The 13517-nt window shown below is 71.6% G+C and carries 14 protein-coding genes; 9 read left to right on the top strand and 5 right to left on the bottom strand.

What is annotated here, in order from left to right; translation table 11 throughout:
• Window positions 1–12: 12 nt before the first annotated feature.
• Window positions 13–951, bottom strand: coding sequence for a LysR family transcriptional regulator (locus tag SGA01_RS08280; RefSeq protein WP_167534047.1), 939 nt, complete (start codon window positions 949–951; stop codon window positions 13–15).
• Window positions 952–1489: 538 nt separating this feature from the next.
• Here SGA01_RS08280 and SGA01_RS08275 point away from each other — a divergent pair.
• Window positions 1490–2488 carry a TAXI family TRAP transporter solute-binding subunit gene (locus SGA01_RS08275; RefSeq protein WP_141294822.1) on the top strand — a complete coding sequence of 333 codons (999 nt, stop codon included), beginning with the start codon at window positions 1490–1492 and terminating at the stop codon, window positions 2486–2488.
• A gap of 39 nt (window positions 2489–2527) precedes the next feature.
• Here SGA01_RS08275 and SGA01_RS08270 read toward each other — a convergent pair whose 3' ends face one another.
• A complete protein-coding gene (locus tag SGA01_RS08270; RefSeq protein WP_141294820.1) occupies window positions 2528–3967 on the bottom strand; it encodes a sensor histidine kinase in 1440 nt (479 codons plus the stop codon).
• Between the two features lie 18 nt (window positions 3968–3985).
• On the bottom strand, window positions 3986–4699 hold the full coding sequence (locus tag SGA01_RS08265) for a response regulator transcription factor (protein ID WP_055640999.1): 714 nt from the start codon (window positions 4697–4699) through the stop codon (window positions 3986–3988).
• 275 nt (window positions 4700–4974) lie between these two features.
• On the opposite strand from SGA01_RS08265, the gene SGA01_RS08260 reads away from it, so the two are divergent.
• The 8 genes from SGA01_RS08260 (at window position 4975) to SGA01_RS08230 (ending at window position 11532) form a co-directional block, all read left to right on the top strand.
• Window positions 4975–5760, top strand: a complete 786-nt coding sequence (locus SGA01_RS08260; RefSeq protein ID WP_141294818.1) for an amino acid ABC transporter ATP-binding protein — start codon at window positions 4975–4977, stop codon at window positions 5758–5760.
• Between the two features lie 53 nt (window positions 5761–5813).
• Window positions 5814–6635 carry a glutamate ABC transporter substrate-binding protein gene (locus tag SGA01_RS08255; protein WP_141294816.1) on the top strand — a complete coding sequence of 274 codons (822 nt, stop codon included), beginning with the start codon at window positions 5814–5816 and terminating at the stop codon, window positions 6633–6635.
• A 121-nt stretch (window positions 6636–6756) separates the two neighbouring features.
• Window positions 6757–7431 carry an amino acid ABC transporter permease gene (locus tag SGA01_RS08250; protein ID WP_141294814.1) on the top strand — a complete coding sequence of 225 codons (675 nt, stop codon included), beginning with the start codon at window positions 6757–6759 and terminating at the stop codon, window positions 7429–7431.
• Complete coding sequence (locus tag SGA01_RS08245) at window positions 7428–8318, top strand: amino acid ABC transporter permease (RefSeq protein WP_141294812.1); 891 nt, start codon at window positions 7428–7430, stop codon at window positions 8316–8318. The genes SGA01_RS08250 and SGA01_RS08245 overlap by 4 nt, the downstream gene beginning before the upstream one ends.
• 192 nt (window positions 8319–8510) lie before the next feature.
• Entirely contained in the window at window positions 8511–10340 is a 1830-nt protein-coding gene (locus SGA01_RS08240) for an FAD-dependent monooxygenase (protein WP_229917970.1), read from the top strand.
• A 33-nt stretch (window positions 10341–10373) separates the two neighbouring features.
• A complete protein-coding gene (locus tag SGA01_RS42805; protein ID WP_358477332.1) occupies window positions 10374–10460 on the top strand; it encodes a putative leader peptide in 87 nt (28 codons plus the stop codon).
• Window positions 10461–10555: 95 nt separating this feature from the next.
• On the top strand, window positions 10556–11101 hold the full coding sequence (locus SGA01_RS08235; RefSeq protein WP_141294810.1) for a cupin domain-containing protein: 546 nt from the start codon (window positions 10556–10558) through the stop codon (window positions 11099–11101).
• Window positions 11092–11532, top strand: coding sequence for a rhodanese-like domain-containing protein (locus SGA01_RS08230; RefSeq protein WP_174867238.1), 441 nt, complete (start codon window positions 11092–11094; stop codon window positions 11530–11532). Before SGA01_RS08235 ends, SGA01_RS08230 begins: the two co-directional genes overlap by 10 nt.
• Before the next feature lie 37 nt (window positions 11533–11569).
• On the opposite strand, the gene recX is transcribed toward SGA01_RS08230, so the two are convergent.
• Both recX and recA read right to left on the bottom strand, forming a co-directional pair.
• On the bottom strand, window positions 11570–12136 hold the full coding sequence (gene recX / locus SGA01_RS08225) for a recombination regulator RecX (RefSeq protein WP_141294808.1): 567 nt from the start codon (window positions 12134–12136) through the stop codon (window positions 11570–11572).
• Window positions 12137–12140: 4 nt separating this feature from the next.
• Complete coding sequence (gene recA, locus SGA01_RS08220; protein ID WP_141294806.1) at window positions 12141–13277, bottom strand: recombinase RecA; 1137 nt, start codon at window positions 13275–13277, stop codon at window positions 12141–12143.
• Between the last annotated feature and the right edge of the window lie 240 nt (window positions 13278–13517).

The following is a 13517-nucleotide window of genomic DNA, read 5'->3' as shown; positions in this document are numbered from 1 at the left end:
TACGGGCGCCCATCAGCCGGCGACGGCCGCCCCGGCCACTGTCCGCAGCGCGTCCAGGACCGCGGCGATCTCCGGCGAGGTCTGGCTGCCCTCCCGTACCGCCGCGAAGACCGTGCGCGAGGGCGCCCCCTCGCTGAACGCGCGCACCGTCACCTCGGGCCGGGGTGCCGGACGGGCCGTCCGGGGGACCAGCGCGACCCCCAGGCCGAGCCGGACCGCCGCGAGGGTCGCGTCCCAGTCGCCGATGGCGTGGGAGGCCCGCGGGGTGAATCCGGCCGCCGTGCACGCGGCGACGCCGATGTCGTGGCACATCCCCGTCGTGGCGAAGATCCACGTCTCCCCCGCCAGGTCGCCGAGGGCGAGGCGGGGACTGTCGAGGAGACGGTGTCCCTCGGGCAGGGCGATGTCGAAGGGGTCCTCGCAGAGCGCGATCCGGTGGAAGCGCGCGTCGAACCGGCCGTCCTCCTCGTCCGCCGGGCGGCCGGGAGGCGGCGCGGTGTCCGCGGAGACCACGACATCGGTCTCACCGCGGTGCAGGAGGGAGAAGCTCTCCGGCGGGTCGACCTCGGCCACCGTGGTGCGCAGCAGCGGCCGCGTCTCCCGCAGCCGGGCCACGGCGGGCAGGATCAGCGCGGAGAGGGTGGTGGAGAAGCCGGCCACCGCGACCTCGCCGAGGTCGCCGCTGCCGTGCGCGGCGAGTTCCGCGCGCATCCGGTCGACCTGGGTGAAGACGGCGTCGGCGTGCCGGAGCACGATCCGCGCCGCTCCCGTGAGCCGCAGCCTGCGGCCGGACGGTTCGGTGAGCGGGACGCCCAGCTCGCGCCCAAGGGCGCTGATCTGCTGCGAGACGGCCTGCGGGGTGAGGTGGAGCGCCTGGGCGGCGGCGCTGACGGTGCCGCGTTCGCTGAGTTCCCTCAGCACGCGCAGCTTCCGCAGATCCGGATCGGCCACGCCCTGCACCCTCCCACTCCTACGCTCGCTCCGCTCCCGTTCCTGCTCCGCTCCCGCGTTCCTGCCCCCGTTCCCCGTCCCTGTCTTGCCCCCGTCCCCCGTCAGCGTCCCCGGAGCACTCCCGGGGACGCTACCGACCCGGGCCTTCCCCCGGGGCCCACGCCACCGAGGTGGCTTCGGAGTCCCGCAGCGTCGCTGTGACGGGAAGGTGAGTGGTGCGCTCGGAAGGGGACGCCAGGGGCGGGCAGGGGACTGCCCTCAAGATCACCGAGCGCATGCAGACGCTAACCGGCCGAGCCGCGGTGCCACAGCAGGACACACGGCGCGGCGCACAGGGCGGGGGCCGCTCACCGCTTCGGCGGAGCGCACGGGTACGCCCGCGGAGTGCGACCCCGACCGGTCGCCCGTCAAGCCGGTGCTTCAGCCGCTCCGGCTCACCGCGGTGATCAGCCTCGGGCCCCCTCCCCGGTTCGCGCGCGAATGCCTCACACCGGCCGTCCCTGGCCAGCGGCGGAGGTGAGCTGGCAGGATCGCCTCCATGTTCGCCTCGCTCTCCCGTGCCGCCCGCCGCCGCCTGCTGGCGCTGTCGGCCGCGCTGCTCGCGGTGTGCGCGGTGCTCGTGTGGTGGCTGGTTCCTTTCGGGCCTCCCGTCCCGAGCGGCTCCGTCACCTTCAGTACGGGTGTCCCCACCGGCGTCTACCAGAAGTACGGCGGGCTGCTCAAGCAAGCCCTCGCCGAAGACCTCCCCGAGGTGTCGATAGAGCTCACGGACAGTGAGGGATCCCAGCAGAACCTGGCGCGCGTGGCCACGGGCGAGGCGGACTTCACCGTCGCGACGGCCGACGCGGTGGCCCAGTACCAGCGCGAGCGCAAGCCGGGCTTCGAGCGGCTGCGCGGCTGCGCGCGGCTGTACGACGACTACGTCCAGCTGGTGGTCCGCAAGGACTCGAAGGTCCGGACGGTTCGGGACCTGCGCGGGCTGCGGGTGGGGGTCGGCCAGGACGGCTCCGGTGTGCGCCTGATCGCCGACCGGGTCCTCGCGGCGGCGGGCCTCACGCCCGTACGGGACGTGGAGGCGATCTCGGCGGGCATCAACACGATGCCGGGGCACTTGGAGAGCGGCGACCTCGACGCCTTCTTCTGGTCGGGCGGGCTGCCCACCCAGGCCGTACAAGACCTGTCCGAGCGCCTGGAGATCCGGCTGATCCCCATGGACGCCACCCTGGTCGACCGGCTGCACGACGTCGGCGACTCGACCCGCCACTACCGCTCGGCGCTGATCCCGGCCGACGCGTACACGAAGGCGCAGGACGGCCGGCCGGTCGAGACGCTGGCCGTGGCGAACCTCCTGGTCACGACGGCCGAGGCCGATCCCGACCTGGTGGAGGGCTTCACCCGTACGGTGATCAGGAGCCGTGACGTGATCGGCGGCCAGGTCCACCCGGCCCAGCTGGTGGACCTGCGGACGGCCGTCTACACGGAACCCCTCCCCCTCCACGAGGGCGCCCGCCGCTACTACCGCTCGGTGAAGCCCTGAAGCTCAGCCCCGCCCCACCGCTCGGTGAAGCCCTCAGGCTCAGCCCCGCCCCCACCGCTCGCTGAAGACCTGGCCGTCCCGCTCCGCCGGTGCGTGTCGCGGCACGGTGACGGTGACCCGCAGGCCGTGCGGCTCGTTCGGGGCGAAGGCGAGGCCGCCGCCGCCCGCGGTCAGCAGGACGCGCGTGATGGAGAGGCCGAGCCCGGAGCCGTTGATGTTCTGGTGCCGGCCGGAGCGCCAGAAGCGGTCGCCGACACGGACGAGCTCGTCCTCGGTGAGGCCGGGCCCCTGGTCGGCCACGACGACGGCGACGCTCGCCCCGCCCGGGGGCACCGAGACGGTGACCGTGACCTCCTCCCCCGGCGGCGTGAACTTCAGGGCGTTGTCGATCACCGCGTCGAGCGCGCTGGACAGGGCCACCGGGTCCGCCCACCCCGTGACCGCCCCGCACTCCCCGGTCAGCAGGACGCCCTTGTCGTCGGCGACCGGCCGCCAGGACGCGACCCGCTCCGCCGCGAGCGAGCCGACGTCGGTGAGCCGCAGCTCCGCGGCCACGTGCTCGGCGAGCGCCAGGTCGAGGAGGTCGTCGAGGACCTGCGCGAGCCGCTTGCCCTCGGTCCGTACGGAGGCGATCTCCTCGTTGCCCTCGGGGAGTTCGAGGGCGAGGAGCTCGATCCGCAGCAGCAGCGCGGCCAGCGGGTTGCGCAACTGGTGGGAGGCGTCGGCGACGAAGGCCCGCTGCTGTTCGAGCGCGTCCTCGACGTTGTCGGCCATCTCGTTGAACGACAGGGCCAGCCGTCGCAGTTCGGGCGGCCCGCCGGTCGCGGCGACCCGGGAGTTCATCCGCCCGGTGGCGATGTCGTGGGTGACGGAGTCGAGGATGCGGACCGGCCGGAGGACCCAGCCGGTGAGGCGGAAGGCGGCGCCGACGGCGACCAGCATCGCGGCCGCCTCGCCCGCGAAGATCAGCAGCCAGCCGCGCAGGATGCGGGAGCGGAGCTGTCCGGTGGGCGAGTCGGTGACGACGACGGCGACGACGTCACCGTCCCGCACGACCGGTGAGGCGATGGTGAGCCGCGCGTGGGCCTGCCAGGGCCAGACCTGCGGCGGGTCGTGGCTGCGGCGCCCGAGCAGCGCCTCCCGGAACGCGCGGCGGCCCTCGCCCTCGTCCGGCACGATCCAGTCCTCGGGGGCGGCGGCCATGGAGCGGTTGTCGCGGAAGAAGATGCCGGCACGGATGCCGTACACGTCGTGGTAGCTGGCGAGTTCGCCGTTGAGCGTGGTGCGCCGCTCGTCGGTGCCGGGGCTGCTCTCGCTGACGAACTGGGCGAGGGCGGCAAAACGCGCGGCGTCGTCGAGCCGGTCGACGACGACCCGCTGCTGCTCCGAGGCGGCGAGGCTGGCGGCGAGCGGGAAGCCGAGGGCGAGCAGGACCCCGGCCATCAGGATGATGAGCAGGGGGAGGAGTCGAGTGCGCACGGGTGGGCCGGCCGGGGGTTACGCGGCGGGGGCGACCAGGCGGTAGCCGACGCCCCGCACGGTCTCGATCAGGGCGGGCATCCGCAGCTTGGATCGCAGGGAGGCGACGTGCACCTCCAAGGTGCGGCCGGTCCCCTCCCAACTGGTGCGCCAGACCTCGCTGATGATCTGTTCGCGGCGGAAGACGACCCCCGGGCGCTGGGCGAGGAGCGCGAGCAGGTCGAACTCCTTGCGGGTGAGGGCGACGGCTTCGCCGTCGACGCTGACCCGTCGGGTGGGCAGCTCGATGGTGACGGAGCCGAGCCGCAGCTGGGTGCCGTCGGCGGCTCCGGCGGTGCCCGCCGCCTCCTCGGTGCCGGCGTTGCGCCGGCTCACCGCGTGGATACGGGCGAGGAGTTCGCCGGTGTCGTAGGGCTTGACGACGTAGTCGTCGGCGCCGAGATTGAGGCCGTGGATCCGGGAGCGTACGTCACCGCGGGCCGTCACCATGATCACCGGGGTGGCGGTGAGCTTCCGGATGCGGCCGCAGACCTGGTAGCCGTCCTGGTCGGGGAGGCCGAGGTCGAGCAGGATCACCCCGTACGAGGGCCGCTCGCCCTGCGCGGTGGGCAGGACGGCCTGGAGCGCCTCTTCGCCGTTGCGGGCGTGGGTGACGGTGAAGCCGTGCCGGGCCAGGATGGCGGAGAGGGCGGCGGCGACGTGATCGTCGTCCTCCACGAGCAGCAGTCGCATGCGTACCTCCTCCGTGATCTCTCGGGTGTTTTCTCGGCTCTCTGTGTACCAGGTGGCACCAGGGCATGAACGCCGATCGTCGGCTTCACAGTCAAGTCTTCCCCTGTTACACCGACGTTTCTGTTATCCACCCGGTACGCCCAAGGCGTCGCCTTCACGCAGTGTGTCGGGTTGCGACCGGATCGTTATCCTCAATTTCCGCTCAGATGTGATGACGGTCGTCTCATCGGGTCTCTAGTGTCCTCCCCAACCGAGCAGGACGGAGCAAGAGGCCCATGAGCGGAGTGTCAGTGTCCAAGGGTCCCGAGGGCGCCACGCGCAGCGCGGACGACCTGGTCGTCCTGTCCGAGGTCAACAAGCACTTCGGCGCGTTGCACGTCCTCCAGGACGTCGACCTGACGATCACCCGCGGCGAAGTCGTGGTCGTCATCGGACCTTCGGGGTCCGGCAAGTCGACGCTGTGCCGAACGATCAACCGACTGGAGAGCATCGACTCCGGCACCATCACCATCGACGGCAAGCCGCTGCCCGCGGAGGGCAAGGAGCTCGCCCGGCTGCGGTCCGATGTCGGCATGGTCTTCCAGTCGTTCAACCTCTTCGCGCACAAGACGGTGCTCGAGAACGTGATGCTGGGCCAGATCAAGGTCCGCAAGACGGAGAAGAAGGCCGCCGAGGCCAAGGCCCGCGCTCTGCTCGACCGGGTCGGGGTGGGCACCCAGGCGGACAAGTACCCGGCGCAGCTCTCCGGTGGTCAGCAGCAGCGTGTGGCGATCGCCCGCGCGCTCGCGATGGACCCGAAGGTCATGCTGTTCGACGAGCCGACCTCCGCGCTCGACCCCGAGATGATCAACGAGGTCCTCGAGGTCATGCAGCAGCTCGCCCGGGACGGCATGACGATGGTCGTCGTCACGCACGAGATGGGCTTCGCCCGCTCCGCGGCCAACCGGGTCGTCTTCATGGCCGACGGACGCATCGTCGAGCAGGCGTCGCCCGAGGAGTTCTTCAGCAACCCGCGCAGCGACCGGGCCAAGGACTTCCTCTCCAAGATCCTTCACCACTGAGCGAGTTCGGACCTATTCTTCCCAACTCACGCCTACTCAAGGGACGTTCCACCATGAAGCTTCGCAGCACCTCCGCCGCCGCCGCGGCCGCCGTCGTCCTCGCGCTGACCGCCACCGCCTGTGGCACCGGGTCCGACTCCGGCAGCAACGGCGACAAGATCAACGTCGGCATCAAGTTCGACCAGCCGGGCCTCGGCCTGAAGACCCCGGACGGCAAGTACGCCGGCTTCGACGTCGACGTCGCCCGTTACGTCGCCAAGGAGCTCGGCTTCGCCGAGGACAAGATCAACTTCAAGCAGGCGCCCAGCGCCGAGCGCGAGAACCTGATCAAGAACGGTGACGTCAAGTTCGTCGTCGCCAGCTACTCGATCAACGACAAGCGCAAGAAGGAGGTCGACTTCGCCGGTCCGTACTTCCTGGCCCACCAGGACCTGCTCGTGCGCGCCGACGACAGCTCGATCACCAAGGTCGAGGACCTCAACTCCAAGAAGCTCTGCTCGGTCACCGGCTCGACCTCCGCGCAGAACGTCAAGGAGAAGCTGGCCCCGAAGGCCGACCTCCAGCAGCTCGGCGGCTACTCCGAGTGCCTGACCGGCCTGGAGAACAAGGCCGTCGACGCCCTGACCACCGACGACTCCATCCTCGCGGGCTACGCCTCGCAGAAGGACCACGCGGGCAAGTTCAAGCTCGCCGGTCTCCGGATGAGCGACGAGAAGTACGGCATCGGCGTCAAGAAGGGCGACGACGAGCTGCGCGGCAAGATCAACAAGGCGCTGGAGAAGATGGTCTCCGACGGCACCTGGGAGAAGCTCGTCAAGGAGCACTTCGGCCCCTCGGGCTACAAGTACGAGCCCGCGCCCAAGGTCGAGAACTGACCTGACCCCGCCTCGGCTGTGACGGCCGCCCCGCCAGGGGGCGGCCGTCACACCGGCACCGGCCGCTGCCCACGCACCGGCCTCCACACCGACCGACCACCAGGGGAGAGCGCGGGGCATCGTGTTCGACTTTCTTGATTCCGGGCAGTACGACCTGCTCGGCGCCTTCTGGGTGACGGCGAAACTCACCTTCTTCTCGGCGATCGGCTCGCTGATCTGGGGCACCGCCCTGGTCACGATGCGGGTCAGCCCGGTCCCGATGATGCGGGCCTTCGGCACCGTGTACGTCAACGTCGTCCGGAACACTCCGCTGACGGTGGTCATCGTCGCCTGCTTGATGTGCCTGAACCAGACACTTCTCGTCTCGCTCGGCGGGAAGGGCTCCGAGGACATCGGCTTCCGACTCGCGATACTCGGACTCGTCGCGTACACCGGCACCTTCGTCTGCGAGGCGCTGCGCTCCGGCATCAACACCGTGCCGCCCGGTCAGGCCGAGGCCGCCCGCGCGCTGGGACTGAGCTTCTTCCAGGTCCTCACCCTGGTGGTGCTCCCGCAGGCCTTCCGCAGCGCGGTGACCCCGCTCGCCAACGTCCTGATCGCCCTCACCAAGAACACCACCGTCGCGGCCGCGATCAGCGCCGCCGAGGCGGCCAGCCTGATGAAGAAGATGATCGAGTTCGAGGCCGACGCGCTCTTCGCCGTCTTCGCCGTCTTCGCCTTCGGCTTCATGGTCCTCACTCTCCCCACCGGCCTGCTCCTGGGGTGGGCTGCAAAGCGCCTGGCGGTGAAGCGATGACTTCCTTCCTGTACGACACTCCAGGGCCCCGCGCGAAGCGGCGGAACGTCGTGTACACGATCGTCTTCCTGGCGGTCCTCGGCCTGGTGGCGTGGTGGGTCCTGTCCGCCATGGCCGACAAGAACCAGCTGGCGGCCGAGAAGTGGACGCCGTTCGTCACCGACTCCCGGGTCTGGACGACGTACCTGCTGCCCGGCCTGACCGAGACCCTCAAGGCCGCCGCGCTCTCCATCCTGATCGCGCTGCCGCTCGGTGCCCTCCTCGGCATCGGCCGGCTCTCCGACCACCGCTGGGTACGGGTGTCGACCGGCGCGCTCGTGGAGTTCTTCCGGGCCATCCCGGTCCTGCTCCTGATGATTTTCGCGAACCAGATCTACCGGCAGTTCACGACAGTGAGCTCCGACTTCCGCCCGTTGTACGCGGTCGTCACCGGTCTGGTGCTGTACAACGCCTCGGTGATCGCCGAGGTCGTCCGGGCCGGCGTGCTCTCGCTGCCCCGGGGCCAGGGCGACGCGGCCGAGGCGCTCGGCATGCGCAAGAGCCAGACCATGCTCTACGTCCTGCTGCCGCAGGCCGTGACCGTCATGCTCCCCGCCCTGGTCAGCCAGCTCGTCGTGATCGTCAAGGACACCGCGCTCGGCGGCGCCATGCTCGGCTTCGCGGAACTGCTCACCGAGGGCCGAAACATCACGGCCAACTACGGCGCCAACACGATCGCCGCCCTGACGGTCATCGCGCTGATCTTCATCGCCATCAACTTCGCCTTGACCAGCTGCGCCGGCTGGCTGGAGAAGCGACTGCGACAGGGTAAGAAGTCCGCCGCGGTGGCGCTCCCGGCCCAGGCCGGCCCCACCGACGCAGAGACGAAGAGCGTCAGCAGCGCCTGACCCCGACGGGGTCCCCGGGACAACAGGGGTGGGCCGGAGCGGTACTGACTTCATGTCAACCGCACCGCGCCCACCCCGTCGCTTGACGCAAGCACCCTCAGTGGGTTGCATACGGTCTGTGATCAACCACCGGGCTCGTGCCACACTCAGCTGTGCTGCCCTCATGACCGTCCGGCCTTCAGGAGCCGCGCCGTGGACCCGGTGATCATCGTGGGCGCTGGGCCGGTCGGCCTCGCGCTCTCCCTCGCGCTCGCCGCGCAGGGCGTGCCCAGCGTCGTCCTCGACGAGGGCTCCGGCAAGGAGGAACCGCGCCCCGCGCGGTCCGCCGTCCTGCGCGCCGACATGGCCGCGATGGTCGAGCGCCTCGGCTGCACCACCCTCCGCGACGAGGGCGTGCGCTGGGTCGGCTGGCGCAGTGTGCGCCGCCGCCAGCTGGTCCGCCACACCCCGCTCGACCTGGGGCTCAGCGGCACGGAGGAATGGGCGGAGGACCCGAACGCCCCCTCCGTTCCGGCCGCCCCCCTGCACATCCCGCAGCATGCCCTGGCGCGCGGGCTGCGGGACGCGATCGGCCGGCAGAAGCTCGTCCGGCTGGTCACCGAGGCCCGGCTCGACACGATCGAGCAGGACCGGGACGGGGTCGTCGCCCACACCCGGGGCCCGGAGGGCACCTGGTGGCGCGGCAGCCACCTCGTCGGCTGCGACGGGGCCCGGTCCACCGTGCGCAAGCTGCTCGGCATCCGCTTCCCCGGCCGTACGGCGGTGGAGCGGCACGCGGTCGCCGCCCTGCGCACCGAACTTCCCTGGCCCGGCGAGGCCCTGCTGCACCGTCAGCCCCCGTGGCGCGGCGCCGGGGAGGAGATCGCCGCCCGTCCGCTGCCCGACGGGGTGTGGCGGATCGACTGGCTGCTCCCGCCCCGCGGCGAGCTCGTCACCCCGGACGCGCTGGTCACCCGCATCCGCGAGACCCTGGCGGGCTGGTGCGACGGGGTGACTCCCCCGTACGAACTCATCGACACCGGCGTCCACACCCTGCACCACCGGCTCGCCCGGCGCTGGCGGGTCGACCGGGTGCTGCTCGCCGGGGACGCGGCGCACCTGCTCGGCGCGGTCGGCACCCAGGGCCTCGACGAGGGGCTCCGGGACGTGGACAACCTCGCCTGGAAGCTCGCCCACACCTGGCACCACGGCGCCTCTGAGCGGCTGCTCGACAGCTACCAGAGCGAGCGCCGGACGGCCGTCGCCTCCCGGCTGCGCGCGGCCGACCAGTCCCTGCCGGCCCTGCGCGGCGGCGGTGGCCTGCGGACGTACCTCCTCGGGGCGGCGCGCGTCCACGACGCCCTGCTGACCGACGGACACGTGGGGCGCGGTCCGCTCGGCGCGCCCCCCGCGTATCCGCACTCCCCTCTCGCGCCTCCGAGCGCCGAGGGGCAGACCCCGGTGGGCACGCCGACGGGCGCTCCGGTCGAGGACGTCCGGGTCACCGCCCCGGACGGCACGACCGTACGGCTCCGGGACCGGCTCGGTCAGGGCCGGCTCCTGGTCCTGCTCGTCGCCCCCGGCACCGGCGTGTGGGACCGTCGCCACTGGCGGACGGCCGGTGTGATGCCCCGGCTCGAAGAGGCCGTACGCGCCCTCCCGGCGAAGGCCGAGGTCCTGGTCACCGAGGCGTATCCGGGTGCCCCGGCCCACGCCGTCCTGCTCGTCCGGCCCGACGGGCACCTCGTCGCCTCCTTCGCCGGAGTCCGTCCGGAGGAGCTGTACGCGGCGGCCGACGCGGCCCGCGGCGGGTCCGCCACCGCCGACGCGCCGACCGAGGGGACCACGGAGAAGTCCACGGAGAAGTCGATGGAGAAATCCGTGGGGAAGTCCGTGGAGAAGGCTGGGAAGAAGACGGGGGCGAAGGCCGGAGAGAAGGCCGGGGAGAAGCCCGGGAGCGAGGCGTCCGCCGGAGTTCCCGCCGAGGTCTCCGCGGAGATGTCCGTGTCCGCCGAAACCGACCACACGGTGGACATGCATTGATTCCGCGCGGGCGCGCATGGTGTACTCCGGAGCGTGACCGACACCGATGTGCGCCTGTGGCGGAGGGTCCACATGGACCTCGTCCGCTATGCGGGCTGCATGTGTCGCCCGTCCTGCTGACTTCGCCCCCTTCCCCGCGCGCGCCCCGCCACTGACGTTCCGTCCGTGTGCCCGGTGCCGTCGCGCGCTCCTCGCGAACTCCAGGACGGTCATCCGTGCCCCAGCCTGTCCCCACGCCCTCCCCCGTCGTCTCCGCACCTCCCGCCGCCGCACCGACGGCGGCCGAACTCCTCGACTTCGTCCGCCGGACGGCCGCCGACCGGGACCTCGTCGACTCCCTGCCGCTCGACCCCGAGGGCCGTACCTGGGTACGGCTCGACGGCCCCGGCGGCAGTGAGGCCTGGCTCATCGGCTGGCCGCCCGGTACGGGCACCGGCTGGCACGACCACGCCGAGTCGCTGGGGGCCTTCGCCACCGCGCGCGGGGCGCTGACGGAGAACGCCCTCGCGGTCCGGCTGCCTGCGAGCGGCTGGAAGACCCTGGAGCTGGCCGACGGCCTCGACCGCTCCCGGCGGCTGTCGGAGGGCGACGGCCGGGCCTTCGGCCGCCACCATGTGCACGAGGTGCTCAACGAGTCCCAGGACACCCACGCGGTGTCGGTGCACGCGTACTACCCGCCGCTCCCGCTGATCCGGCGGTTCAGCCGGGCGGGCGCGGTGCTCCGCCTGGAGCAGGTCGAGCGTCCGGAGGACTGGCAGTGAGCGGGCAGCGAGTGGCCGGGGAAGTCGCCCCGGAGCGAGTGGGCATCGACGAGCTGCTCGACCGGGTCAGGGCGGGCATCGACCGGATCGAGCCCCGCGCCGCCCATGAGGCGTACGAGGCGGGTGACGCGCTCCTCGTGGACACGCGTTACGCGGCCCTGCGGCAACGGGACGGGCTGATCCCGGGCGCGCTGGTCGTGGAGCGCAACGAGCTGGAATGGCGGCTCGACCCGCTGGGCAGCCATCGCGCGCCGGAGGCGGACAGTCACGACCTGCGGGTGGTCGTCCTCTGCAACGAGGGCTACGCCTCCTCCCTCGCGGTCGACTCCCTCCGCCGCCTGGGTCTGCACCGCGCGACCGACCTCATCGGCGGCTTCCAGGCCTGGAAGGCGGCGGGCCTCCCGGTCCTGCTGCCCACGCCCCCCGGCTGACCGGAGCCGGACGAGTCCTTCTCCCTCCCCCCGGGGGTCAGAAGGACTCGTCCAGCCCGTCCGTGGACTCGCCCTCGGCCTCCAGTGCCTGGCGGACGACGCGGAGGGCCATGCCCTCCGGGTAGCCCTTGCGGGCGAGCATCCCGGCGAGGCGGCGCAGGCGCTTGTCCCTGTCGAGGCCTCGCGTGGCGCGCAGTTTGCGGTCGACAAGCTCGCGCGCCGTGGTCTCCTCCTGCTCGGAGTCGAGCTGGTCCACCGCCTCCTGGATGAGCGCCGGCTCGACGCCCTTCGTCCGCAGCTCGCGGGCGAGGGCCCGGCGGGCGAGGCCCCGGCCATGGTGGCGGGACTCCACCCAGGCCCCCGCGAAGGCGGCGTCGTCGATGAGCCCGACGTCCTCGAAGCGGGAGAGGATCTCCTCCGCCACGTCGTCGGGGATCTCCCGCTTGCGCAGGGCGTCGGCCAGCTGCTTGCGCGTGCGGGGGGTCCCGGTGAGCAGGCGCAGGCAGATCGCCCGCGCCCGCTCAGCCGGATCCTGGGGTGACGGCTCCTTCTCGGCCCTCGACGAGTCGGGGCCGTCACCCGGCCATTCGGTGCGACCGGTCACCGGTTCAGCTCTTGGCCGCGGTGGCCTTGGTCGCCTTCGCGGTCTTGGTCGCGGGTGCCGGGACGGTCTTGGCGGCGTCGTCGGCGCCGGCCGCGTCGGCACCGGCCGCCGCGTCTGCAGCGGGCTCCGCCGACGGGTCCTGAGGCTTGACGCCGACGCCGAGCTTCTCCTTGATCTTCTTCTCGATCTCGTCGGCGAGGTCGGGGTTGTCCTTCAGGAAGTTACGGGCGTTCTCCTTGCCCTGGCCGAGCTGGTCGCCCTCGTACGTGTACCAGGCGCCTGCCTTGCGCACGAAGCCGTGCTCCACGCCCATGTCGATCAGGCCGCCCTCGCGGCTGATGCCCTGGCCGTAGAGGATGTCGAACTCGGCCTGCTTGAAGGGGGGCGCGACCTTGTTCTTGACGACCTTGACGCGGGTGCGGTTGCCGACCGCGTCCGTGCCGTCCTTGAGGGTCTCGATGCGACGGATGTCGAGGCGCACCGAGGCGTAGAACTTCAGGGCGCGGCCACCGGTCGTGGTCTCCGGCGAGCCGAACATCACGCCGATCTTCTCGCGGAGCTGGTTGATGAAGATCGCGGTGGTCTTGGACTGGTTGAGCGCGCCGGTGATCTTCCGGAGCGCCTGGCTCATCAGACGGGCCTGCAGACCCACGTGCGAGTCGCCCATCTCGCCCTCGATCTCCGCACGCGGGACGAGCGCGGCGACGGAGTCGATGACGATCAGGTCGAGGGCGCCGGAGCGGACCAGCATGTCGACGATCTCAAGGGCCTGCTCGCCGCTGTCCGGCTGGGACAGGATGAGGTTGTCGATGTCGACGCCCAGCTTCTTGGCGTACTCGGGGTCGAGGGCGTGCTCGGCGTCCACGAAGGCGACCTGGCCGCCGGCCTTCTGGGCGTTGGCCACGGCGTGCAGCGTCAGGGTCGTCTTACCGGAGGACTCCGGTCCGTAGACCTCCACAACGCGGCCGCGAGGCAGGCCGCCGACGCCGAGCGCGATGTCGAGCGCGGTCGATCCGGTGGAGATCACCTCGATCGGCTCCTGGACGCGGTCACCCATGCGCATCACGGCGCCCTTGCCGAATTGGCGTTCAATCTGTGCGAGCGCGGCGTCGAGCGCCTTCTCGCGGTCGGTTCCTGCCATGGGTTCCACCCGGTTTGCTTGAGTCGATCGCTTCATGTGAAAGACGCTAACCCCTGCCACTGACAATGGGCCCCGACGTCCCCTCCGACCTGTGGACAACTCGCCGACGAGCCGCCGACAAGCCCTGTTTTCCCGGGGCCGGACCTCCATCAGAATGGATGTTCGATTTTAGTGTCAAGCGCGCCACGCACACCGACACGACCCGCCGAGGCCGCCCTGCGCCATCGATCTTGAGCGCGC

Origin of the sequence: Streptomyces gardneri (genome assembly GCF_006539185.1) — a bacterium.
Taxonomy (GTDB): domain Bacteria; phylum Actinomycetota; class Actinomycetes; order Streptomycetales; family Streptomycetaceae; genus Streptomyces; species Streptomyces gardneri.
Note: the sequence above shows the minus strand (reverse complement) of the source record. Positions and strands in the feature narration are given on the sequence as shown.

What these genes read in the sequence shown, in the direction of transcription:
- SGA01_RS08275 (WP_141294822.1), top strand. Translation starts at nt 1,490, where the DNA reads ATGTTCGCCTCGCTCTCCCGTGCCGCCCGCCGCCGCCTGCTGGCGCTG.
- SGA01_RS08265 (WP_055640999.1), bottom strand. Translation starts at nt 4,699, where the DNA reads ATGCGACTGCTGCTCGTGGAGGACGACGATCACGTCGCCGCCGCCCTC.
- SGA01_RS08260 (WP_141294818.1), top strand. Translation starts at nt 4,975, where the DNA reads ATGAGCGGAGTGTCAGTGTCCAAGGGTCCCGAGGGCGCCACGCGCAGC.
- SGA01_RS08255 (WP_141294816.1), top strand. Translation starts at nt 5,814, where the DNA reads ATGAAGCTTCGCAGCACCTCCGCCGCCGCCGCGGCCGCCGTCGTCCTC.
- SGA01_RS08245 (WP_141294812.1), top strand. Translation starts at nt 7,428, where the DNA reads ATGACTTCCTTCCTGTACGACACTCCAGGGCCCCGCGCGAAGCGGCGG.
- recA (WP_141294806.1), bottom strand. Translation starts at nt 13,277, where the DNA reads ATGGCAGGAACCGACCGCGAGAAGGCGCTCGACGCCGCGCTCGCACAG.